Genomic DNA, 21,574 nt, shown 5'->3' with positions numbered 1-21,574 from the left:
GTCTGGGACGGCGGGGGCATCTGGCAGGTTCGCTCGCTTGTTCCCGCGGTTTCTCGGGCGCACCTCACACCCGATTCGTTTTGACCCCCCGTAAACACGCGGGTAACCTAGGAGTCCGTGCCTGCGCCGTCGGGCCGCACCTCCTGAAGGCCGCCGCAAGGCGGCTTCGGAAGCGGCCGATGTGAGTGCGTGGGCACCCCGGCGAGAACCTCCCGGGGCACGTCGTGCCCCGACGGCGGAGCCGGGCCATCGAGCCGGTGGTAAGTGGCGTAGCAGTCCCCGTGGGGGCTGTGGGTGCCGCATGCGATCGGCACGCACAAGCCAGAACCATCGACGGGGACGCCGGCAGGGCGTCGCCGAAGCTCAAGAAGACGACGGAGACGTAGTGCCTACGATCCAGCAGCTCGTCCGCAAGGGGCGGACCTCGAAGGCCGGGAAGTCGAAGACCCCGGCCCTCAAGGGTTCCCCGCAGCGGCGCGGCGTGTGCACCCGTGTGTACACCACCACCCCCAAGAAGCCGAACTCGGCCCTCCGCAAGGTCGCCCGTGTGAAGCTCTCCTCGCAGGTCGAGGTCACCGCGTACATCCCCGGTGTCGGCCACAACCTCCAGGAGCACTCCATCGTGCTCGTGCGTGGTGGCCGTGTGAAGGACCTCCCCGGTGTCCGCTACAAGATCGTCCGCGGCGCGCTCGACACGCAGGGCGTGAAGGGCCGCAAGCAGGCTCGGTCCCGTTACGGCGCCAAGAAGGAGAAGAGCTGATGCCCCGCAAGGGTCCGGCCCCGAAGCGGCCGCTCATCGTCGACCCGGTGTACGGGTCCCCGGTCGTCACGCAGCTGATCAACAAGGTCCTGCTCGACGGCAAGAAGTCGACCGCCGAGGCGATCGTCTACGGTGCGCTCGAGGGCGTCCGTGCCAAGACCGACGGTGACCCGGTCGTCGTGCTCAAGCGCGCGCTCGACAACGTCCGTCCCGCGCTCGAGGTGCGTTCGCGCCGCGTCGGAGGTGCCACGTACCAGGTGCCGGTCGACGTGCGCCCGGCTCGCGCCACGACGCTCGCGCTGCGCTGGCTCACCGACTTCTCCCGCGCCCGTCGCGAGAAGACGATGACCGAGCGCCTGATGAACGAGATCCTCGACGCGTCGAACGGTCTCGGTGCCGCGGTCAAGCGCCGCGAGGACATGCACAAGATGGCCGACTCCAACAAGGCCTTCGCGCACTACCGCTGGTAGTAGCTTCCGAACGGCCCCGGGTGACCCCCGGGGCCGTCGGTGGATGCAGCCGCCGGCTCCCCACCCACCTTTAGACCAAGGGGTAAGACACCGTGGCACTCGACGTGCTGACCGACCTGAACAAGGTCCGCAACATCGGCATCATGGCCCACATCGATGCCGGCAAGACCACGACGACCGAGCGCATCCTGTTCTACACGGGTGTGAACTACAAGATCGGTGAGACGCACGACGGCGCGTCGACGATGGACTGGATGGAGCAGGAGCAGGAGCGCGGCATCACGATCACGTCCGCCGCGACGACCTGCTACTGGAAGAACAACCAGATCAACATCATCGACACGCCGGGTCACGTCGACTTCACGGTCGAGGTGGAGCGTTCGCTCCGCGTGCTCGACGGTGCCGTTGCCGTGTTCGACGGCAAGGAGGGTGTCGAGCCCCAGTCGGAGACCGTGTGGCGCCAGGCGGACAAGTACGACGTCCCGCGCATCTGCTTCGTCAACAAGATGGACAAGCTCGGTGCGGACTTCTACTTCACCGTGGACACCATCATCAACCGCCTCAAGGCGAAGCCGCTCGTCATCCAGCTCCCGATCGGTGCTGAGAACGACTTCGAGGGCGTCGTCGACCTGGTCGAGATGAAGGCGCTCACGTGGCGCGGCGACACCAAGATGGGCGAGGAGTACGAGGTCGAGGAGATCCCGGCCGACCTCCAGGAGAAGGCGGAGGAGTACCGCGCCCAGCTGGTCGAGGCCGTCGCCGAGACCGACGAGGAGCTCCTGGAGAAGTACCTCGGCGGTGAGGAGCTGACGGTCGCCGAGATCAAGGGCGGCATCCGCAAGCTCGTCATCAACTCGGAGGCCTTCCCGGTCCTGTGCGGCTCGGCGTTCAAGAACAAGGGCGTGCAGCCCATGCTCGACGCCGTGATCGACTACCTGCCCTCGCCGCTCGACGTCCCCTCCATCGAGGGCCACGACGTCAAGGACGAGGAGAAGGTCGTCGTGCGGCACGCGGACGCCACGGAGCCGTTCTCGGCGCTGGCGTTCAAGGTCGCGTCGCACCCGTTCTTCGGCAAGCTCACCTACGTCCGCGTCTACTCCGGCAAGGTCGCCCAGGGCGCCCAGGTCCAGAACTCGACCAAGGGCAAGAAGGAGCGCATCGGGAAGCTCTTCCAGATGCACTCCAACAAGGAGAACCCGGTCGAGGAGGCGCAGGCGGGCCACATCTACGCGTTCATCGGGCTCAAGGACGTCACCACCGGTGACACCCTGAGCGACCCGGCGAACCCGGTGATCCTGGAGTCGATGACCTTCCCGGAGCCGGTCATCGACGTGGCCATCGAGCCGAAGACGAAGGCCGACCAGGAGAAGCTGTCGACCGCCATCCAGAAGCTCGCCGAGGAGGACCCGACCTTCCGCGTGAAGCTGGACGAGGAGACCGGCCAGACCGTCATCGGCGGTATGGGCGAGCTCCACCTCGACATCCTCGTCGACCGCATGCGTCGCGAGTTCAAGGTCGAGGCGAACGTCGGCAAGCCGCAGGTCGCGTACCGCGAGACGATCCGCCGGGTGGCGGAGAAGATCGACTACACGCACAAGAAGCAGACCGGTGGTTCCGGCCAGTTCGCCAAGGTCCAGGTGACCTTCGCGCCGCTGGAGACGACGGAGGGCGAGCTCTACGAGTTCGAGAACGCCGTCACCGGTGGTCGTATCCCGCGCGAGTACATCCCGTCCGTGGACGCCGGTATCCAGGCGGCCATGCAGCAGGGTGTGCTGGCCGGCTTCCCCGTGGTCGGCGTGAAGGCGACGCTGATCGACGGTGCCTACCACGACGTCGACTCCTCGGAGATGGCGTTCAAGATCGCCGGTTCGATGGTCTTCAAGGAAGGCGTCAAGCGCGCCGACCCGGTCCTGCTCGAGCCGGTCATGGCCGTCGAGGTGCGTACGCCCGAGGAGTACATGGGCGACGTGATCGGCGACATCAACTCCCGACGTGGCATGATCCAGTCCATGGAGGACGCGACCGGTGTCAAGGTCGTTCGCGCCCAGGTGCCGCTGAGCGAGATGTTCGGCTACATCGGTGACCTGCGGTCGAAGACCCAGGGTCGCGCGGTGTACTCGATGCAGTTCGACAGCTATGCCGAGGTTCCCAAGGCGGTTGCCGAAGAGATCATCAAGAAGACCCGGGGCGAGTGAGTCCCCACAGGTCGACCCGCACAACCAACCTGTAGGAAAAACCGCAACGCCCCGCAGTTGTAGGCTTCTTGGCCGAGCATCTGCAACGTTCGGAACATCTACCCAAGTCCCAGGAGGACCCCAGTGGCTAAGGCCAAGTTCGAGCGGACCAAGCCGCACGTCAACATCGGCACGATCGGTCACGTCGACCACGGCAAGACGACGCTGACCGCGGCGATCTCGAAGACCCTCGCGGACAAGTACCCGGACCTGCCGGCGAACGTCCAGCGCAACTTCGACGAGATCGACGCCGCGCCGGAGGAGAAGCAGCGCGGTATCACGATCAACATTGCGCACATCGAGTACGAGACGCCCAAGCGTCACTACGCGCACGTTGACGCCCCGGGTCACGCCGACTACATCAAGAACATGATCACCGGTGCCGCCCAGATGGACGGCGCGATCCTGGTGGTCGCCGCCACCGACGGTCCGATGGCCCAGACGCGTGAGCACGTGCTGCTCGCCCGCCAGGTCGGCGTGCCCTATCTGCTCGTGGCGCTCAACAAGGCCGACATGGTCGACGACGAGGAGATCCTCGAGCTCGTCGAGATGGAGGTCCGCGAGCTGCTGTCGTCGCAGGAGTTCGACGGCGACAACGCTCCCGTCGTCCGCGTCTCGGGCCTCAAGGCCCTCGAGGGTGACCCCGAGTGGGTCGAGAAGGTCCTCGAGCTGATGGAGGCCGTGGACGAGAACGTCCCGGAGCCGCAGCGTGACCTGGACAAGCCGTTCCTCATGCCGATCGAGGACGTCTTCACGATCACCGGTCGTGGCACCGTCGTCACCGGTAAGGTCGAGCGTGGCACGCTGGACATCAACTCCGACGTCGAGATCGTCGGTATCCGCGAGCCGCAGAAGACCACGGTCACCGGTATCGAGACGTTCCACAAGCAGATGGACCAGGCTCAGGCCGGCGACAACACCGGTCTGCTCCTGCGCGGCATCAAGCGCGAGGACGTCGAGCGCGGCCAGGTCGTCGTGAAGCCGGGTTCGATCACCCCGCACACGAACTTCGAGGCTCAGGTCTACATCCTGGGCAAGGACGAGGGTGGCCGTCACAACCCGTTCTACTCGAACTACCGCCCGCAGTTCTACTTCCGCACCACGGACGTCACCGGCGTCATCACGCTGCCCGAGGGCACCGAGATGGTCATGCCCGGCGACAACACCGAGATGACGGTCGAGCTGATCCAGCCGATCGCCATGGAGGAGGGCCTGGGCTTCGCCATCCGCGAGGGTGGCCGCACGGTCGGTTCCGGCCGTGTCACCAAGATCCTCAAGTGATCTTGGAGCACAGGTTCATCTGACGGAGGTCAGCTGACACGAGGGGGCCCGGGCGCTTCGGCGTCCGGGCCCCTTCGCGCACGTAGCGGGCGTCACACGCGCTCCGTTTGGCCGATGCCAGGACGTGTGGCAAGATTGCATAGTTGCCTGTAACAGGCGCGCTCTTTCAAGTGTCGAACAGTGTGCAGAACCGCAGTCCTCGGTCCGGTCAGTCCGGACCGACAGAGGCTGGAGCGGTCACCCACCCGGGGAGAAGTCCGGGTAAGGGGTCGCGGGTTGTCGCCTGTTTCGATCTGTACAGGGCGCCCCGCGGAGCACACGTTCTCCGGATCTCCGGAGGCACTGTTCCGAGCAGGCTCGGCAAACGTCGTGGTCGGTCCCGGTCTCGTACCAGGGCAGATCACTTCCCAACGGCCCCGGCACCAGGAATGGTGCTCTGCGCCCGGCTGTGCCGCTCCAAGCGACACGCCCGAGTGCGTGGGTCGGTCAGTAGCGGTTCGAGAGAGAGAGTCAGACGACGCCATGGCGGGACAGAAGATCCGCATCCGGCTCAAGTCCTACGACCACGAGGTCATCGACAGCTCGGCGCGCAAGATCGTCGACACGGTGACTCGCGCTGGTGCGACGGTCGTGGGTCCGGTGCCGCTGCCGACGGAGAAGAACGTCTTCGTCGTGATCCGGTCGCCTCACAAGTACAAGGACAGCCGCGAGCACTTCGAGATGCGTACGCACAAGCGGCTCATCGACATCATCGATCCCACGCCCAAGGCCGTCGACTCGCTCATGCGACTCGACCTGCCGGCGGACGTGAACATCGAGATCAAGCTCTGAGGCTGGAGGACATCATGACCAACCAGCAGAAGAACGTGACCGCGTTGCTCGGGACCAAGCTCGGTATGACCCAGCTCTGGGACGAGGCGGGTCGCCTCGTGCCGGTGACCGTGGTCTCCGTGGGCACGAACGTGGTGACCCAGATCCGCACGGTGGACACCGACGGCTACGCGGCTGTGCAGCTCGCGGCCGGCCAGGTGGACCCGCGCAAGGTCACCAAGCCCCTCAAGGGCCACTTCGAGAAGGCCGGTGTGACGCCGCGTCGTCACGTCGCCGAGATCCGCACCGAGAACGCGTCCGAGTTCACGCTCGGCCAGGAGATCACCGCCGAGGTGTTCGAGGCCGGTGCCGTGGTCGACGTGGTCGGCACCACCAAGGGCAAGGGCACCGCCGGTGTCATGAAGCGTCACGGCTTCGCCGGCGTGAGCGCCTCGCACGGTGCGCACCGCAACCACCGCAAGCCGGGTTCGATCGGTGGCGCCTCGACGCCGTCGCGAGTCTTCAAGGGCCTGCGGATGGCTGGTCGGATGGGTAACGCCCGTCAGACCACCCAGAACCTGACCGTTCACGCGGTCGACGCCGAGAAGGGTCTGCTGCTCGTCAAGGGCGCGGTTCCCGGCCCCAAGGGTGGCGTCGTCCTCGTGCGTAACGCCGCGAAGGGAGCGTGACCGCAGCCATGACTACGCAGACCGCTCTGTCCGTGGACGTCGTCGACGCCCAGGGCAAGAAGTCCGGCACGGCCGAGCTCCCCGCTGAGGTGTTCGACGTCGCCGTGAACGTCCCGCTGATCCACCAGGTGGTCGTCGCGCAGCGCGCCGCCGCCCGCCAGGGGACGCACGCCACCAAGACCCGCGGCGAGGTCCGCGGTGGTGGCAAGAAGCCGTACAAGCAGAAGGGCACCGGCCGCGCCCGTCAGGGTTCGACCCGCGCCCCGCAGTTCGCCGGCGGTGGCACCGTCCACGGCCCGCAGCCGCGCAAGTACGACCAGCGCACCCCGAAGAAGATGAAGGCCGCCGCCCTGCGTGGCGCTCTCTCGGACCGCGCCCGTGCCGGTCGCGTGCACGTCGTCACCGGCTTCGGCCTGGACGGTGCACCGTCGACCAAGACGGCGCTCGGCACCATCGCCAAGCTGACCACGCGCGAGCACGTGCTCGTCGTGACCCAGCGGGACGACGAGATCACGATCAAGTCGCTGCGCAACGTCCCCGAGGTGCACCTCCTGGTCGCCGACCAGCTGAACACCTACGACGTGCTCGTCTCCGACGACGTCATCTTCACCGAGGGCGCGCTCGCCGCGTTCCTCGAGGGCCCGGCCAAGGGCGCGAAGGCTGTCGCCACGGAGTCCGAGGCCGAGACCGCTGAGGAGACCGCAAAGTGAGCGTCACCGTGAAGGACCCGCGCGACATCCTGATCGCGCCGGTCGTCTCCGAGAAGAGCTACAACCTTCTCGACGAGGGCAAGTACACCTTCATCGTGGACCCGAGCGCGAACAAGACCGAGATCAAGATCGCGATCGAGAAGGTCTTCAGCGTGAAGGTCGCCTCGGTGAACACGATCAACCGCAAGGGCAAGACGCGTCGCACGCGTTTCGGCCTCGGCAAGCGCAAGGACACGAAGCGTGCGATCGTCACCCTCCGCGAGGGCACGATCGACATCTTCGGCGGTCCGGTCGGCTGAGCTGACTAGAGACGATTGAGGACAGGTTTCCATGGGAATCCGTAAGTACAAGCCGACGACGCCCGGCCGTCGTGGCTCCAGCGTCGCCGACTTCGTCGAGGTCACGCGCTCGCAGCCGGAGAAGTCGCTGGTCCGCCCGCTGAGCAAGACCGGTGGCCGCAACAACACCGGTCGCATCACGACGCGTCACAAGGGCGGCGGGCACAAGCGTGCCTACCGCGTCATCGACTTCCGTCGTCACGACAAGGACGGCGTGCCCGCGAAGGTCGCTCACATCGAGTACGACCCCAACCGCACGGCGCGCATCGCGCTCCTGCACTACGCGGACGGCGAGAAGCGCTACATCATCGCGCCGAACAAGCTGTCGCAGGGCGACCGCATCGAGGCCGGTGCGGGTGCCGACATCAAGCCCGGCAACAACCTGCCGCTGCGCAACATCCCGACCGGTACGGTCATCCACGCCATCGAGCTCCGGCCCGGTGGCGGTGCGAAGATCGCCCGCTCGGCCGGTGCGTCCGTGCAGCTCGTCGCGAAGGACGGCCCCTATGCGCAGCTGCGCATGCCGTCCGGCGAGATCCGCAACGTCGACCTGCGCTGCCGCGCGACGGTCGGCGAGGTCGGCAACGCCGAGCAGTCGAACATCAACTGGGGCAAGGCCGGCCGCATGCGCTGGAAGGGCAAGCGCCCGACCGTGCGCGGTGTCGCCATGAACCCGGTCGACCACCCGCACGGTGGTGGTGAGGGCAAGACGTCCGGTGGTCGTCACCCGGTGAGCCCCTGGGGCCAGCCGGAGGGTCGTACCCGCCGTCCGAACAAGTCGAGCGACCGGATGATCGTCCGTCGCCGTCGTACCGGCAAGAAGCGCTGATAGGAGCCTGAAACATGCCTCGTAGCCTGAAGAAGGGCCCCTTCGTCGACGACCACCTCCAGAAGAAGGTGGACGTCCAGAACGAGAAGGGGACCAAGAACGTCATCAAGACCTGGTCCCGTCGGTCGGTCGTCACGCCCGACTTCCTCGGTCACACCTTTGCCGTGCACGACGGTCGCAAGCACGTCCCGGTCTTCGTGACCGAGTCGATGGTCGGCCACAAGCTCGGCGAGTTCGCTCCCACGCGGACCTTCCGCGGCCACGTGAAGGACGACAGGAAGGGTCGTCGCCGCTGAGGCGTGGGGTTCTCCCCGCACACAGCAGCGATGACTCGGACTGTCTGAGAAAAGGAAGCAGGACAGCAATGGAAGCCAAGGCGCAGGCGCGGTTCGTCCGTGTCACGCCCCAGAAGGCCCGGCGCGTCGTGGACCTCATCCGTGGCAAGCAGGCCTCTGAGGCCGTCGCGGTGCTGAAGTTCGCACCGCAGGCCGCCAGTGAGCCGATCCGCAAGGTCGTGGAGAGCGCGATCGCCAACGCACGGGTGAAGGCCGACCGCGCCAGCGAGCGCTTCGACGAGGGCGACCTGGTCGTCTCCGCCGCGTTCGTCGACGAGGGGCCGACGCTCAAGCGGTTCCGCCCGCGGGCTCAGGGACGTGCCACGCGCATCCTCAAGCGCACGAGCCACATCACCGTGGTGATCGCCGACAAGCAGACCGTCAAGGAAGGGGCCCGATAGTGGGACAGAAGGTTCACCCGCACGGGTACCGCCTCGGTATCACCACCGACCACCGGTCGCGCTGGTTCGCCGACAGCACCAAGCCTGGTCAGCGGTACCGCGACTACGTCCGTGAGGACGTGCAGATCCGCAAGCTCATGGGCACCGGCCTCGAGCGGGCCGGCATCTCCAAGGTCGAGATCGAGCGCACCCGCGACCGCGTCCGCGTGGACATCCACACGGCGCGTCCGGGCATCGTGATCGGCCGCCGGGGTGCCGAGGCCGACCGCATCCGCGGCGAGCTCGAGAAGCTCACGGGCAAGCAGGTCCAGCTCAACATCCTCGAGGTCAAGAACGCCGAGATCGACGCGCAGCTGGTTGCTCAGGGCATCGCCGAGCAGCTCGCCAGCCGTGTCTCCTTCCGTCGTGCGATGCGCAAGGGCATGCAGTCCGCGCAGCGCGCCGGCGCGAAGGGCATCCGCGTGCAGGTCTCGGGTCGCCTCGGCGGCGCCGAGATGAGCCGTTCGGAGTTCTACCGCGAGGGCCGTGTGCCCCTGCACACGCTCCGTGCGTACATCGACTTCGGCTTCTACGAGGCCCGCACCACGTTCGGCCGTATCGGCGTGAAGGTGTGGATCTACAAGGGCGAGGTCACCGAGAAGGAGTTCGCCGCCCAGCAGGCCACCGCCGCTCCCCGTCAGGGTCGTGGCCGTGGCGAGCGCGGTGAGCGTGGCGGCGAGCGTCGTGGCGGCCGTCGCAACGAGCGTCCGGCCGAGCGCAGCGCAGAGTCCGCCCCCGCGGCGGAGGCCGCTGCCGCTCCGGCCGCAGAGACCGGAACGGAGGCCTGACCATGCTGATCCCGCGCAGGGTCAAGCACCGCAAGCAGCACCACCCGTCGCGCTCCGGCGCGGCCAAGGGTGGCACCCAGATCGCGTTCGGCGACTTCGGCATCCAGGCTCTGGAGCCGGCGTACGTCACCAACCGCCAGATCGAGGCGGCGCGTATCGCGATGACTCGTCACATCAAGCGTGGCGGCAAGGTGTGGATCAACATCTACCCGGACCGTCCGCTGACCAAGAAGCCTGCCGAGACCCGCATGGGTTCCGGTAAGGGTTCGCCGGAGTGGTGGGTCGCCAACGTCAAGCCCGGCCGCGTCGTCTTCGAGCTGGCCGGTGTTGACGAGTCCCTTGCTCGCGAGGCCATGCGCCGCGCGATGCACAAGCTCCCGATGAAGTGCCGTTTCGTGGTGCGCGAGGGTGGTGTCTGATGGCTATCGGTACGCAGGGGCTGGCCCCCATCGATCTGGATGGCATGGACGACGAGACTCTCGTCGCCAAGCTGAAGGAAGCCAAGGAGGAGCTGTTCAACCTCCGCTTCCAGTCGGCGACCGGCCAGCTCGAGAGCCACGGCCGGCTCAAGGCCGTGCGTCGCGACATCGCCCGGATCTACACGATCCTGCGCGAGCGCGAGCTCGGTATCCGTACGGCTCCGAGCGTGAGTGAGTGAGGCAATGAGCGAGAACACGACTGCTGAGGCCGCGCAGGCCCAGCGCACGACGCGTAAGGTGCGCCGTGGCTACGTGGTCAGCGACAAGATGGACAAGACCATCGTGGTCGAGGTCGAGGACCGGGTGAAGCACCCGCTCTACGGCAAGGTCATCCGTCGCACCAACAAGGTCAAGGCGCACGACGAGCAGAACACCGCCGGCATCGGCGACCTGGTCGTCATCATGGAGACCCGCCCGCTGTCCGCTACCAAGCGGTGGCGTCTGGTGGAGATCGCCGAGAAGGCCAAGTAAGACTTCTCTTCCCGCCGGGGGCGGTGCGTGACACACGTACGCGTGGCGCCCCCGGCACAGCAACTATCCGTTCGACCAGGCTCGCCGGAAGCAGTCCGAGCGAGAACCAGTTCGACGACAGGAGTTCACTCACATGATCCAGCAGGAGTCGCGACTCCGGGTCGCCGACAACACGGGTGCCAAGGAGATCCTCTGCATCCGCGTTCTCGGTGGCTCCGGCCGTCGCTACGCCGGTATCGGCGACACCATCGTCGCCACCGTCAAGGACGCGATCCCGGGCGGCAACGTGAAGAAGGGCGACGTCATCAAGGCCGTCGTCGTCCGGACCGCCAAGGAGCGCCGCCGTCCCGACGGTTCCTACATCAAGTTCGACGAGAACGCCGCCGTCATCCTGAAGAACGACGGCGAGCCTCGCGGCACCCGTATCTTCGGCCCGGTCGGCCGTGAGCTGCGCGACAAGCGGTTCATGAAGATCATCTCGCTGGCCCCGGAGGTGCTCTGACCATGGCGAAGATCAAGAAGGGCGACCAGGTCATCGTGATCTCGGGTCGCGACAAGGGCAAGACCGGCCGCGTGCTCGAGGTCCTCAAGGACTCCGACCGCCTCGTGGTCGAGGGCGTGCAGCGCGTCACGAAGCACACCAAGGTGGGCCAGTCGCAGCGCGGCACCCGTACCGGTGGCATCGAGACGGTCGAGGCGCCGATCCACGTGAGCAACGTGATGATCGTCGACCCGGAGACCAAGAAGGGCACCCGGGTCGGGTACCGCCTCGAGCAGGTGGAGCGTGACGGTCGTACCAAGACCGTCCGGATCCGCGTCGCGAAGCGCTCCGGGAAGGACATCTGATGACCGAGACGACCATCGAGGCCCCGGCCCAGCCGCGCCTCAAGCTGAAGTACCGCGAGGAGATCCTCCCGGCGCTGATCGAGGAGTTCGGCCACAAGAACGTGCACCAGGCCGGCGGTCTCACCAAGATCGTCGTGAACATGGGTGTCGGCGACGCGGCCAAGGACTCGAAGCTCATCGAGGGCGCGATCCGCGACCTCTCGGCGATCACCGGTCAGAAGCCGCAGGTCACCAAGGCTCGCAAGTCGATCGCGCAGTTCAAGCTGCGCGAGGGCATGCCGATCGGCGCGCACGTGACGCTCCGTGGCGACCGGATGTGGGAGTTCCTCGACCGCCTGCTGGCGATCGCCCTCCCGCGTATCCGCGACTTCCGCGGTCTGTCGCCCAAGCAGTTCGACGGGCACGGCAACTACACCTTCGGTCTCACGGAGCAGTCGATGTTCCACGAGATCGACCAGGACAAGATCGACCGGGTCCGCGGTATGGACATCACGGTCGTGACGACGGCGACGACCGACGACGAGGGCCGCTCCCTGCTGCGCCGTCTCGGCTTCCCCTTCAAGGAGAACTGACATGGCGAAGAAGGCCCTGATCAACAAGGCGGCCGGCAAGCCGAAGTTCGCGGTTCGCGCCTACACCCGGTGCCAGAAGTGCGGTCGCCCGCACTCCGTCTACCGCAAGTTCGGCCTGTGCCGCATCTGCGTGCGGGAGATGGCCCACCGTGGCGAGCTTCCCGGCGTCACCAAGAGCAGCTGGTAACACAACTACGCCGTAGGTCCGCCCGGCCGAGCATGGCCGTCCGGATACCCCGGTGAGGAAGGGCAAGAGCCCGATATGACTATGACCGACCCGATCGCAGACATGCTGACCCGTCTGCGGAACGCGAACTCGGCGCACCACGACACGGTCACCATGCCGTCGTCGAAGCTGAAGACGCACATTGCTGAGATCCTGCAGGCCGAGGGCTACATCGCCGGCTGGACCGTGGAGGACGCCCAGGTGGGCAAGTCCCTCACGATCGAGCTGAAGTACGGCCAGAACCGGGAGCGCGCCCTCGCGGGCGTTCGCCGCATCTCGAAGCCCGGCCTGCGCGTCTACCGCAAGTCCACCGAACTGCCCAAGGTCCTCGGCGGCCTGGGCGTGGCGATCCTGTCCACGTCCTCCGGCCTGCTGACCGACCGGCAGGCACAGGCCAAGGGCGTGGGCGGCGAAGTCCTCGCCTACGTCTGGTAATCCGGAAAGGAGAAAACGCCAATGTCTCGAATCGGCAAGCTTCCCGTTCCGGTCCCGGCCGGCGTGGACATCACCGTCAGCGGCGCGCTGGTGACCGTGAAGGGCCCCAAGGGTTCTCTCGAGCACACCGTGCCCGCACCCATCAATGTCGCCCAGGAGGACGCCCAGCTCGTGGTGTCCCGTCCGGACGACGAGCGGAACTCCCGTGCGCTGCACGGCCTGACCCGCACCCTGATCGCCAACATGATCACGGGCGTGACCCAGGGCTACGAGAAGAAGCTCGAGATCGTCGGTACTGGTTACCGCGTCGTGGCGAAGGGTTCGAGCCTCGAGTTCGCGCTCGGCTTCAGCCACCCTGTCGTCGTCGAGCCCCCTGCGGGCGTCACGTTCGCGGTCGAGAGCCCCACCAAGTTCTCGGTCTCGGGCATCGACAAGCAGCAGGTCGGCGAGGTCGCGGCGAACATTCGCAAGATCCGCAAGCCTGAGCCCTACAAGGGCAAGGGCGTGCGCTACGCCGGCGAGAACGTCCGCCGCAAGGTCGGAAAGGCTGGTAAGTGACGATGGCTATCAAGATCCTGGGCAAGGGCAAGGCCGTCGCTCGCCAGCGTCGTCACTCGCGCCTGCGCAAGAAGATCACCGGCACCGCCGTCCGTCCGCGTCTGGTCGTCACCCGCTCCTCGCGCCACATGGTGGCGCAGGTCGTGGACGACACCGTGGGCAAGACCGTCGCCTCGGCGTCGACCCTCGAGGCCGACCTGCGTGCGTTCGACGGCGACAAGACGGCCAAGGCCCGCAAGGTCGGCGAGCTCGTCGCCGAGCGTGCCAAGGCTGTCGGCGTCGACACCGTCGTGTTCGACCGCGGCGGCAACAAGTACCACGGTCGCGTCGCTGCTGTGGCTGACGGCGCCCGCGAGGGCGGTCTGGCCCTGTGATGACCAACGCACGGAAGAAGAGGACTCTCTGATGGCTGCAGGGCAGCGCAGCGGCGCCCCCCAGGGTGCCGCCACCGAGAACAAGGACCGTAACGACCGCCGTGGTGGCGGTCGTCGGGACGACCGTCGCGGCGGGCGCGAGGAGAAGAGCGCCTTCGTCGAGAAGGTCGTCACCATCAACCGCGTCGCCAAGGTCGTCAAGGGCGGCCGTCGCTTCAGCTTCACCGCGCTCGTCGTGGTGGGCGACGGCGACGGCACCGTCGGCGTCGGCTACGGCAAGGCCAAGGAGGTGCCCGCGGCGATCGCCAAGGGTGTCGAGGAGGCGAAGAAGAACTTCTTCCGCGTCCCTCGCATCCAGGGCACCATCCCGCACCCCATCCAGGGTGAGGCCGCCGCCGGTGTCGTGTTCCTGCGTCCGGCGTCGCCGGGTACCGGTGTGATCGCCGGTGGTCCGGTGCGCGCCGTGCTGGAGTGCGCCGGCATCCACGACGTGCTGAGCAAGTCGCTCGGTTCGTCCAACGCGATCAACATCGTGCACGCCACGGTCGCGGCCCTGAAGGGCCTCGAGGAGCCGGCTGCTGTTGCCGCTCGTCGTGGTCTCGCGCTGGAGGACGTGGCCCCGGCCGCGCTCCTGCGGGCCCAGGCCGCCGGTCGTGCCGAGTCGGCTGCGAAGGCAGGTGCGTGATGGCTCGGCTCAAGGTGACCCAGACCAAGTCCGCCATCGGCGGCAAGCAGAACCAGCGTGACACGCTGCGGACGCTCGGCCTCAAGCGGATCGGCGACACCGCCGTGAAGGAGGACCGCGCGGAGATCCGTGGCATGGTCAAGACGGTGGCGCACCTCGTCGCCGTCGAGGAGGTCGAGTGATCATGGCGGAGAACAAGCCGCTGAAGGTCCACCACCTCCGTCCGGCCCCCGGCGCCAAGACCGCGAAGACCCGTGTGGGTCGCGGTGAAGGCTCGAAGGGTAAGACGGCGGGCCGTGGAACCAAGGGTACGAAGGCTCGTTACCAGGTCCCCGCGGGCTTCGAGGGTGGGCAGATGCCTCTGCACATGCGCCTCCCGAAGCTCCGTGGCTTCAAGAACCCGTTCCGGGTCGAGTTCCAGGTCGTGAACCTGGACAAGCTTTCCGAGCTGTTCCCCGAGGGTGGCTCCGTCACCGTCGAGGACCTGGTCGCGAAGGGCGCGGTCCGCAAGGGCCAGCCCGTGAAGGTGCTCGGCAACGGCGACGTCACCGTCAAGCTCGAGATCGCGGTCGACCGCGTCTCGGCGTCCGCCAAGGAGAAGATCCTGGCGGCCGGCGGTACGGTCTCGGAGGCCTGAGACAGCTGACAGGGCCGGCGGCGCGTGAGCGCGGCCGGCCCTGTGTGCTCTCTTGAGTATTTCCCGGAGCGAACGTGGTCCACGGACCCGCGTGAGCAACGTAGAATCCGACACGGTCTGGCTGCACCGTTGTGGTCTGGCCCACGTTCGACACACCTCGCCGGCGTCCTGCCGGCGACACGAGATCCCGCAACGGCGGGCCAGGAGGATAGGGTGCTCAGCGCTTTCGGCCGGGCTTTCCGGACGCCAGACCTGCGGCGCAAGCTGCTGTTCACGATCGCGATCATGGCGATCTTCCGGCTCGGGTCGTTCATCCCGACCCCCGGTGTGGACTATGCGAACGTGCAGCAATGTATCGCCCTCGCGGGTGACAACAGCCTGCTCGGCCTGATCAACGTCTTCAGCGGCGGTGCTCTGCTGCAGCTGTCGATCTTCGCCCTCGGCATCATGCCGTACATCACGGCGAGCATCATCGTGCAGCTGCTTCGCGTGGTCATCCCGCGCTTCGAGGCGCTGCACAAGGAGGGCCAGTCGGGTCAGACCAAGCTGACCCAGTACACCCGCTACCTGACGATCGCCCTCGCGATCCTGCAGTCCACCACCGTCATCACGACGGCGCGCCAGGGCCTGCTGTTCCAGGGTTGCGACCTCGACGTCATCGCGAGCGACAGCATCCTCACCTCGGTCTTCATGGTCATCACCATGACCGCCGGTACCGGCCTTGTCATGTGGCTCGGCGAGCTCATCACCGAGCGCGGCGTCGGCAACGGCATGTCGCTGCTCATCTTCACGTCGATCGCGGCCAGCTTCCCGACCTCGCTGTGGTCGATCGCCGGTGGCGCCAACGGTGCCCTGAACTTCACCATCATGATCCTGGTCATCATCCTGGTGGTCGGCCTCGTGGTGTTCGTCGAGCAGTCGCAGCGCCGCATCCCCGTGCAGTACGCGAAGCGGATGGTGGGGCGCCGGATGTACGGCGGCACCAGCACCTACATCCCGATCAAGATCAACATGTCCGGCGTGATCCCCGTGATCTTCGCGGCGTCGATCCTCGCCATCCCCGGCCTGATCGCCCAGTTCGGCGACCAGACGGAGGAGTGGGTCGTCTGGATCTCGAACAACCTGGTCCAGCAGTCGTCGCCGCTGTACATCGCGATCTACACGCTGATGATCATCTTCTTCTGCTTCTTCTACACCTCGATCACGTTCAACCCGGACGAGGTCGCGGACAACATGAAGAAGTACGGCGGCTTCATCCCCGGCATCCGGGCCGGCCGCCCCACGGCGGAGTACCTCGACTTCGTGATCACCCGCATCACCTCCGCCGGTTCCCTGTACCTTGCGCTGATCGCGCTGATCCCGACGCTGGTGCTCGTCTTCCTGGGCGTCACCACCAGCCTGCCGTTCGGCGGCAGCTCCATCCTCATCGTGGTCGGTGTCGGGCTGGAGACGGTCAAGCAGATCGACTCCCAGCTGCAGCAGCGCCACTACGAAGGATTCCTCCGTTGAGCCAGACTCCCACCACCACCTCTCGCCGCGAGCTGCACGCTCGTCCGGACCAGGAGGGCCAGGTCACGCGTCTGGTCATCATGGGCCCGCAGGGCGCGGGCAAGGGTACGCAGGCCGCCCGCCTCGCCGAGGTCTTCGGCATCGTCCCGATCTCGACGGGTGACATCTTCCGCGCGAACATCGCGGGGGAGACCGAGCTGGGCCGGACCGCGCAGGAGTACACGAACAAGGGTGAGCTCGTCCCGGACGAGGTCACCAACGCCATGGTCCGCGACCGGCTCGGTGAGCCGGACGTGAAGCAGGGCTTCATCCTCGACGGATACCCGCGCAACGCGGCCCAGGTGACGGAACTCGACCAGATCCTCGCCGGTCTCGGCTGGGAGCTGGACGGCGTCATCGAGCTGACGGCGGACCGTGCCGAGCTGCTCGCGCGCATCGCCAAGCGCGCGGAGCAGGAGGGTCGCGAGGACGACACCGAGGAGGCCATCGCCCGCCGCCTCGACATCTACGCGGAGCAGACCGCCCCGCTGACGGCGGCGTACGGCGAGCGCAACCTCCTGGTGCAGGTGGACGGCCTGGGCGAGATCTCGGACGTCACCGACCGCATCGTCGCTTCGCTCGCGACGCAGCTGGGCTGAGGCGTGGTCTTCGGCCGGGAGCGGATCGAGTACAAGACGCCGGACCAGGTGCGCCTCATGCGGCGTGCCGGTCTGGTGGTCGCCGACACGCTCGCGGCGGTCCGCTCGGCGGCCCGGCCGGGCATGACCACGGCCGACCTCGACGCCGTCGCCGCGCGGTCGATCGAGGATGCCGGTGCCAAGCCCTCGTTCCTGGGCTACCACGGCTTTCCCGGCGTCATCTGCACGTCGGTGAACGAGGAGGTCATCCACGGCATCCCGGGCGGCCGGGTGCTCGGGGCGGGCGACCTCGTCTCCATCGACTGCGGTGCGATCGTCGAGGGCTGGCACGGTGACTCCGCCATCTCCTTCGTCCTGGGCGCCGAGGGCGCTCTGGACCACAGGCTGCCCGACGACGACCTGGTCGCCGCCGGGGCGGACCTCGCCGACATCGCGCTCGTCCGGGCGACCGACGCGGCCATGTGGGCGGGCATCGCGGCGCTGGCCTCCGGGAAGCGCCTGAACGCCGTGGGCGAGGCGGTCGAGGCGGCGGTCGAGATGGCCGGCGAGTTCGTCGGTACCGAGTACGGGATCGTCGAGGACTACGTGGGGCACGGCATCGGCAGCGCCATGCACCAGCCCCCGGACGTCCACAACTACAGGACGTCCGGCCAGGGCCCGCGGCTGCGCCCGGGCATGTGTCTGGCCATCGAGCCGATGATCACGCGGGGCGGCGCGGAGACGAGCGTCCTTCAGGACGACTGGACCGTGGTCACCGTCGACGGGTCCCGGGCGGCGCACTGGGAGCACTCGACCGCGATCACGGAGGACGGCATCGTCGTCCTGACCGCGATCGACGGGGGAGCGGAGCGCCTCGGCGTCTTCGGGGTGCAGCCGGTCGACCTCGGCTGAGCGATTCCGTCCCGAGGACTATTTAACCTGGGGTCAGTTGGCTACGATCACCGGGTGACCAAGGAAGCGCACACTCCCTCGGGTGGCACGGCCCCCTCGCGAGCCGGCGCCGGCCCGCGCGGGGAGGCGCCCCGTACGACGCCCGAGCACGCGGTGCCAGGGTCTTCCGGGCGCCCGTGGTACGCCCGGGTGCTTCCCGCCGCCGGCCGGGGCCTGCGGCGCCTCGGCCGCTGGTCGGCGGTATGGGCACGGCGCCTCGTGCCGAGCCCGTTCCTGTGGGTGGGCATCGTGCTCGGGTTCGGCACGTCGCTCCTCGTCTGGGAGTCGGTGCTCCTGCTCGGCGTGGTGGTGTGGCTGGTCGGGGTGTGGCTGTGGACGGCTCGCGGCAGCTCGGTGCTCGTGGCGCTCGGGCTGGGCATGGTGCTCGGCTGGCTCCCGATGCTGTTCTTCCTCGTCGGCAGCCTGCCGCACACGATGATCGGACCACCTGGCGTCGAGTACGACCTGTGACCGGACGCCGGCCGAGCGGCGCCTCGACCGCGGGCACTGCGGGGTGCGTGGCGAGACTCACGGCCCGCGGGCGGCGTCGGCGTGGGCCTGCGCTTTGAATGCTTTCCGAAGTGGCGTAGGCTGGACCGCTGGGTGTAGTCCGTTCAACGCCTCCAGTTCTTGAAAGGGTGCCACGAGCGCCTGCCGGTCCCCGCGCGAGCGGGGCGCAGGTCGAGGCACACGAGGCAGGCGGCACACGGACGCACACGACATCCACACCCGACTGCCGGTTGCGCAGGGTACCTGCGACGCCGTGGGCGTGGAAGCAGTCACGACGAGAGTTAGCGGAGGATATGGCAAAGAAGGACGGTGTCATCGAGATCGAGGGCAGCGTGGTCGAGGCTCTGCCGAACGCGATGTTCCGCGTGGAGCTGTCGAACGGTCACAAGGTTCTCGCGCACATCTCGGGCAAGATGCGGCAGCACTACATCCGGATCCTCCCCGAGGACCGCGTGGTGGTGGAGCTCAGCCCGTACGACCTGTCCCGCGGCCGGATCGTCTACCGCTACAAGTAGTCAGTCCCCGATCCGGGGCTATGTCACTCACGGCCTGGCCAGAGGTGACGTCGCCGCACGATCGACCACCCACGACACTGCCTCGTGCGCACCCGGGCGACCGGACGCGCGTGGCGGAGGAAAATCCGATGAAGGTCAAGCCGAGCGTCAAGAAGATCTGCGACAAGTGCAAGGTGATCCGCCGGCACGGTCGCGTCATGGTGATCTGCGACAACCTGCGCCACAAGCAGCGCCAGGGCTGATCATCCTCCGGGCACCTGCCCGGGCCGGTGGCTGAGGCCACCACCAGCGCACCACCTCGAACCACTCCGCGCGACGCGGGGCGGGGAACCCTCGGTCCGGAGGCCGGGGCCCGTGAGAAACCACGGGATGGCGGTGCGGCAGACCTCCGACGAGCAGTACAGGAGCCGGAAGGCACATGGCACGTCTTATCGGCGTCGACCTCCCCCGCGACAAGCGGCTTGAGGTTGCGCTCACGTACATCTTCGGTGTGGGTCGTACCCGCGCGAAGGAGACCCTGGCCGCCACGGGCATCAGCCCGGACGTCCGCGTGAAGGACCTCGGCGACGCCGAGCTCGTTGCGCTCCGCGACTACCTCGAGGGCAACTACAAGCTCGAGGGTGACCTCCGCCGTGAGGTCGCGGCCGACATCCGCCGCAAGGTCGAGATCGGCACCTACCAGGGCCTGCGCCACCGCCGCGGCCTGCCGGTGCGCGGTCAGCGCACCAAGACCAACGCGCGCACCCGCAAGGGTCCCAAGCGCACCGTTGCGGGCAAGAAGAAGGCCCGCTGACAGCAGTCCGTGGAGCGGTCGCTCGCTGAGCTAGACCGCCCCGGTCCGATCAGACCAGGAGATAGAAGAACAGATGCCTCCCAAGACTCGCGCTGCCGCCGGCCGCAAGCCGCGCCGCAAGGACAAGAAGAACGTCCCGCTCGGCCAGGCGCACATCAAGTCCACCTTCAACAACACGATCATCTCGATCACCGACCCGTCCGGTGCCGTGGTGTCGTGGGCCTCTGCCGGCCACGTCGGCTTCAAGGGCTCCCGCAAGTCCACGCCGTACGCCGCGCAGATGGCCGCCGAGTCGGCCGCTCGCCGCGCGCAGGAGCACGGCGTCAAGAAGGTCGACGTCTTCGTGAAGGGCCCGGGTTCCGGTCGCGAGACCGCCATCCGCTCGCTCCAGGCGACCGGCCTCGAGGTCGGCTCGATCCAGGACGTGACGCCCCAGGCGCACAACGGCTGCCGTCCCCCGAAGCGCCGCCGCGTCTGATGCTTGTCGCACCACGGTGCGGTCGCGCGGCCTCGGAGCCGCGCGACCGCACCGCGGGTGCGACATCCGCTCACCTCGCGAGGTGAGCACCCCCGCCCGGTCGGTGACAGAGATCCGTCCGGGCTGCGAGAGATCGCAGGCCGTGATGCGTCATATAGCGGACGCACACTGAAAGGACACCCACAGTGCTCATCGCACAGCGCCCCACGCTGACCGAAGAGGTCATCTCGGAGAGCCGTTCCCGCTTCTCCATCGAGCCGCTCGAGCCTGGCTTCGGCTACACGCTCGGCAACTCGATGCGTCGCACCCTGCTGTCGTCCATCCCGGGCGCGGCTGTCACGTCCATCCGTATCGACGGTGTGCTGCACGAGTTCAGCACCGTGTCGGGCGTGAAGGAGGACGTCACCGAGATCATCCTCAACATCAAGAACCTCGTGGTCTCCTCGGAGAACGACGAGCCCGTCGTGATGTACCTGCGCAAGCAGGGCGCCGGCGCCGTGACCGCCGCGGACATCGTTCCGCCGGCGGGGGTCGAGGTGCACAACCCCGACCTGCACATCGCCACCCTGAACGACAAGGGCAAGCTCGAGATCGAGCTGACCGTCGAGCGGGGCCGTGGGTACGTGTCCGCCGCGCAGAACAAGCAGTTCGACGCGGAGATCGGGCGCATCCCGGTCGACTCGATCTACTCGCCGGTCCTCAAGGTCACGTACAAGGTCGAGGCCACCCGAGTCGAGCAGCGCACCGACTTCGACAAGCTCATCGTCGACGTCGAGACCAAGCAGGCGATCACGCCTCGCGACGCGCTCGCCTCGGCCGGCAAGACCCTGGTCGAGCTGTTCGGCCTGGCACGTGAGCTGAACGTCGAGGCCGAGGGCATCGAGATCGGCCCGTCGCCGACGGACACCGCGCTGGCCGCGGACCTGGCGCTGCCGATCGAGGAGCTCAACCTCACCATCCGTTCGTACAACTGCCTCAAGCGCGAGGGCATCCACCAGGTGGGCGAGCTCGTGGCCCGCAGCGAGGCGGACCTGCTCGACATCCGCAACTTCGGTGCCAAGTCGATCACCGAGGTCAAGGAGAAGCTGGCCGAGCTCGGCCTCAGCCTCAAGGACTCGCCGCTGGACTTCGACCCGGCCGGCGCCTCCTACTTCGAGGCCGGCGACACGGCTGCCTACAGCGGCGACGAGCAGTCGTACTGACGTCCCGCGCCCGGTCTGCGGGCCAGGCGCGC

The 21,574-nt window shown here is 67.5% G+C and carries 34 protein-coding genes; all 34 read left to right on the top strand.

Annotated elements, in window-relative coordinates; genetic code table 11:
- Positions 1-385 precede the first annotated feature (385 nt).
- The 34 genes from rpsL (at position 386) to ACO229_RS18465 (ending at position 21,542) form a co-directional block, all read left to right on the top strand.
- The gene (rpsL, locus tag ACO229_RS18630; RefSeq protein WP_020016109.1) at positions 386-760 is read left to right on the top strand and encodes a 30S ribosomal protein S12; all 375 of its coding nucleotides are present in this window, start codon (positions 386-388) and stop codon (positions 758-760) included.
- Positions 760-1,230 (top strand): 30S ribosomal protein S7, encoded by a 471-nt coding sequence (rpsG, locus tag ACO229_RS18625; RefSeq protein WP_119139920.1) that lies wholly within the window; start codon positions 760-762, stop codon positions 1,228-1,230. The genes rpsL and rpsG overlap by 1 nt, the downstream gene beginning before the upstream one ends.
- 92 nt (positions 1,231-1,322) lie before the next feature.
- On the top strand, positions 1,323-3,425 hold the full coding sequence (fusA, locus tag ACO229_RS18620; protein WP_397417193.1) for an elongation factor G: 2,103 nt from the start codon (positions 1,323-1,325) through the stop codon (positions 3,423-3,425).
- Positions 3,426-3,548: 123 nt separating this feature from the next.
- A complete protein-coding gene (gene tuf / locus ACO229_RS18615) occupies positions 3,549-4,745 on the top strand; it encodes an elongation factor Tu (protein ID WP_397417191.1) in 1,197 nt (398 codons plus the stop codon).
- A gap of 522 nt (positions 4,746-5,267) precedes the next feature.
- Entirely contained in the window at positions 5,268-5,576 is a 309-nt protein-coding gene (gene rpsJ / locus ACO229_RS18610; RefSeq protein WP_019146773.1) for a 30S ribosomal protein S10, read from the top strand.
- 14 nt (positions 5,577-5,590) lie between these two features.
- A complete protein-coding gene (gene rplC, locus ACO229_RS18605; protein ID WP_397417189.1) occupies positions 5,591-6,244 on the top strand; it encodes a 50S ribosomal protein L3 in 654 nt (217 codons plus the stop codon).
- 8 nt (positions 6,245-6,252) lie between these two features.
- A complete protein-coding gene (gene rplD / locus ACO229_RS18600) occupies positions 6,253-6,954 on the top strand; it encodes a 50S ribosomal protein L4 (RefSeq protein ID WP_397417186.1) in 702 nt (233 codons plus the stop codon).
- Positions 6,951-7,253, top strand: a complete 303-nt coding sequence (gene rplW / locus ACO229_RS18595; RefSeq protein WP_253835543.1) for a 50S ribosomal protein L23 — start codon at positions 6,951-6,953, stop codon at positions 7,251-7,253. Before rplD ends, rplW begins: the two co-directional genes overlap by 4 nt.
- Positions 7,254-7,284: 31 nt before the next feature.
- Complete coding sequence (rplB, locus tag ACO229_RS18590; RefSeq protein ID WP_253835545.1) at positions 7,285-8,121, top strand: 50S ribosomal protein L2; 837 nt, start codon at positions 7,285-7,287, stop codon at positions 8,119-8,121.
- Positions 8,122-8,135: 14 nt separating this feature from the next.
- Entirely contained in the window at positions 8,136-8,417 is a 282-nt protein-coding gene (gene rpsS, locus ACO229_RS18585) for a 30S ribosomal protein S19 (RefSeq protein WP_397417183.1), read from the top strand.
- A 68-nt stretch (positions 8,418-8,485) separates the two neighbouring features.
- A complete protein-coding gene (rplV, locus tag ACO229_RS18580; protein WP_397417180.1) occupies positions 8,486-8,857 on the top strand; it encodes a 50S ribosomal protein L22 in 372 nt (123 codons plus the stop codon).
- The gene (rpsC, locus tag ACO229_RS18575) at positions 8,857-9,684 is read left to right on the top strand and encodes a 30S ribosomal protein S3 (RefSeq protein ID WP_397417177.1); all 828 of its coding nucleotides are present in this window, start codon (positions 8,857-8,859) and stop codon (positions 9,682-9,684) included. Before rplV ends, rpsC begins: the two co-directional genes overlap by 1 nt.
- 2 nt (positions 9,685-9,686) lie before the next feature.
- A complete protein-coding gene (gene rplP, locus ACO229_RS18570) occupies positions 9,687-10,103 on the top strand; it encodes a 50S ribosomal protein L16 (RefSeq protein ID WP_119139900.1) in 417 nt (138 codons plus the stop codon).
- The gene (rpmC, locus tag ACO229_RS18565; RefSeq protein WP_116673593.1) at positions 10,103-10,342 is read left to right on the top strand and encodes a 50S ribosomal protein L29; all 240 of its coding nucleotides are present in this window, start codon (positions 10,103-10,105) and stop codon (positions 10,340-10,342) included. The genes rplP and rpmC overlap by 1 nt, the downstream gene beginning before the upstream one ends.
- 4 nt (positions 10,343-10,346) lie before the next feature.
- Positions 10,347-10,634 (top strand): 30S ribosomal protein S17, encoded by a 288-nt coding sequence (gene rpsQ / locus ACO229_RS18560; RefSeq protein WP_253835551.1) that lies wholly within the window; start codon positions 10,347-10,349, stop codon positions 10,632-10,634.
- Positions 10,635-10,767: 133 nt separating this feature from the next.
- A complete protein-coding gene (gene rplN / locus ACO229_RS18555) occupies positions 10,768-11,136 on the top strand; it encodes a 50S ribosomal protein L14 (RefSeq protein ID WP_020016123.1) in 369 nt (122 codons plus the stop codon).
- 2 nt (positions 11,137-11,138) lie between these two features.
- The gene (gene rplX / locus ACO229_RS18550) at positions 11,139-11,480 is read left to right on the top strand and encodes a 50S ribosomal protein L24 (protein WP_020016124.1); all 342 of its coding nucleotides are present in this window, start codon (positions 11,139-11,141) and stop codon (positions 11,478-11,480) included.
- The gene (rplE, locus tag ACO229_RS18545) at positions 11,480-12,052 is read left to right on the top strand and encodes a 50S ribosomal protein L5 (RefSeq protein WP_397417174.1); all 573 of its coding nucleotides are present in this window, start codon (positions 11,480-11,482) and stop codon (positions 12,050-12,052) included. Before rplX ends, rplE begins: the two co-directional genes overlap by 1 nt.
- 1 nt (position 12,053) lies before the next feature.
- The gene (locus ACO229_RS18540) at positions 12,054-12,239 is read left to right on the top strand and encodes a type Z 30S ribosomal protein S14 (RefSeq protein ID WP_020016126.1); all 186 of its coding nucleotides are present in this window, start codon (positions 12,054-12,056) and stop codon (positions 12,237-12,239) included.
- Positions 12,240-12,314: 75 nt separating this feature from the next.
- Positions 12,315-12,713 carry a 30S ribosomal protein S8 gene (rpsH, locus tag ACO229_RS18535; protein ID WP_119139892.1) on the top strand — a complete coding sequence of 133 codons (399 nt, stop codon included), beginning with the start codon at positions 12,315-12,317 and terminating at the stop codon, positions 12,711-12,713.
- Positions 12,714-12,734: 21 nt separating this feature from the next.
- Complete coding sequence (gene rplF, locus ACO229_RS18530; protein WP_119139890.1) at positions 12,735-13,271, top strand: 50S ribosomal protein L6; 537 nt, start codon at positions 12,735-12,737, stop codon at positions 13,269-13,271.
- Positions 13,272-13,273: 2 nt separating this feature from the next.
- Entirely contained in the window at positions 13,274-13,645 is a 372-nt protein-coding gene (rplR, locus tag ACO229_RS18525; RefSeq protein ID WP_397417170.1) for a 50S ribosomal protein L18, read from the top strand.
- Positions 13,646-13,676: 31 nt separating this feature from the next.
- Positions 13,677-14,330 (top strand): 30S ribosomal protein S5, encoded by a 654-nt coding sequence (gene rpsE, locus ACO229_RS18520; RefSeq protein ID WP_397417167.1) that lies wholly within the window; start codon positions 13,677-13,679, stop codon positions 14,328-14,330.
- A complete protein-coding gene (rpmD, locus tag ACO229_RS18515; RefSeq protein WP_020016131.1) occupies positions 14,330-14,512 on the top strand; it encodes a 50S ribosomal protein L30 in 183 nt (60 codons plus the stop codon). The genes rpsE and rpmD overlap by 1 nt, the downstream gene beginning before the upstream one ends.
- Positions 14,513-14,514: 2 nt before the next feature.
- Entirely contained in the window at positions 14,515-14,967 is a 453-nt protein-coding gene (gene rplO / locus ACO229_RS18510; RefSeq protein ID WP_026365835.1) for a 50S ribosomal protein L15, read from the top strand.
- Between the two features lie 213 nt (positions 14,968-15,180).
- The gene (gene secY / locus ACO229_RS18505) at positions 15,181-16,476 is read left to right on the top strand and encodes a preprotein translocase subunit SecY (RefSeq protein WP_397417163.1); all 1,296 of its coding nucleotides are present in this window, start codon (positions 15,181-15,183) and stop codon (positions 16,474-16,476) included.
- An 80-nt stretch (positions 16,477-16,556) separates the two neighbouring features.
- Positions 16,557-17,114, top strand: a complete 558-nt coding sequence (locus ACO229_RS18500) for an adenylate kinase (RefSeq protein WP_397417330.1) — start codon at positions 16,557-16,559, stop codon at positions 17,112-17,114.
- A 3-nt stretch (positions 17,115-17,117) separates the two neighbouring features.
- On the top strand, positions 17,118-18,005 hold the full coding sequence (gene map / locus ACO229_RS18495; protein WP_423462423.1) for a type I methionyl aminopeptidase: 888 nt from the start codon (positions 17,118-17,120) through the stop codon (positions 18,003-18,005).
- A gap of 54 nt (positions 18,006-18,059) precedes the next feature.
- On the top strand, positions 18,060-18,515 hold the full coding sequence (locus tag ACO229_RS18490; protein ID WP_423462422.1) for a hypothetical protein: 456 nt from the start codon (positions 18,060-18,062) through the stop codon (positions 18,513-18,515).
- Positions 18,516-18,847: 332 nt separating this feature from the next.
- Positions 18,848-19,069 carry a translation initiation factor IF-1 gene (infA, locus tag ACO229_RS18485; protein ID WP_029290613.1) on the top strand — a complete coding sequence of 74 codons (222 nt, stop codon included), beginning with the start codon at positions 18,848-18,850 and terminating at the stop codon, positions 19,067-19,069.
- 128 nt (positions 19,070-19,197) lie between these two features.
- Complete coding sequence (gene rpmJ, locus ACO229_RS18480) at positions 19,198-19,311, top strand: 50S ribosomal protein L36 (RefSeq protein WP_003956441.1); 114 nt, start codon at positions 19,198-19,200, stop codon at positions 19,309-19,311.
- A gap of 176 nt (positions 19,312-19,487) precedes the next feature.
- Positions 19,488-19,862 (top strand): 30S ribosomal protein S13, encoded by a 375-nt coding sequence (gene rpsM, locus ACO229_RS18475; protein WP_119139878.1) that lies wholly within the window; start codon positions 19,488-19,490, stop codon positions 19,860-19,862.
- Positions 19,863-19,935: 73 nt separating this feature from the next.
- On the top strand, positions 19,936-20,340 hold the full coding sequence (rpsK, locus tag ACO229_RS18470) for a 30S ribosomal protein S11 (RefSeq protein ID WP_020016139.1): 405 nt from the start codon (positions 19,936-19,938) through the stop codon (positions 20,338-20,340).
- A gap of 185 nt (positions 20,341-20,525) precedes the next feature.
- A complete protein-coding gene (locus ACO229_RS18465; RefSeq protein ID WP_397410278.1) occupies positions 20,526-21,542 on the top strand; it encodes a DNA-directed RNA polymerase subunit alpha in 1,017 nt (338 codons plus the stop codon).
- Positions 21,543-21,574: the final 32 nt, after the last annotated feature.

Source organism: Promicromonospora sp. MS192, from assembly GCF_049532985.1.
Classification (GTDB): domain Bacteria; phylum Actinomycetota; class Actinomycetes; order Actinomycetales; family Cellulomonadaceae; genus Promicromonospora.
The sequence above is the reverse complement of the archived record's forward strand: the minus strand, read 5'-3'. Positions and strand labels throughout refer to the sequence as shown.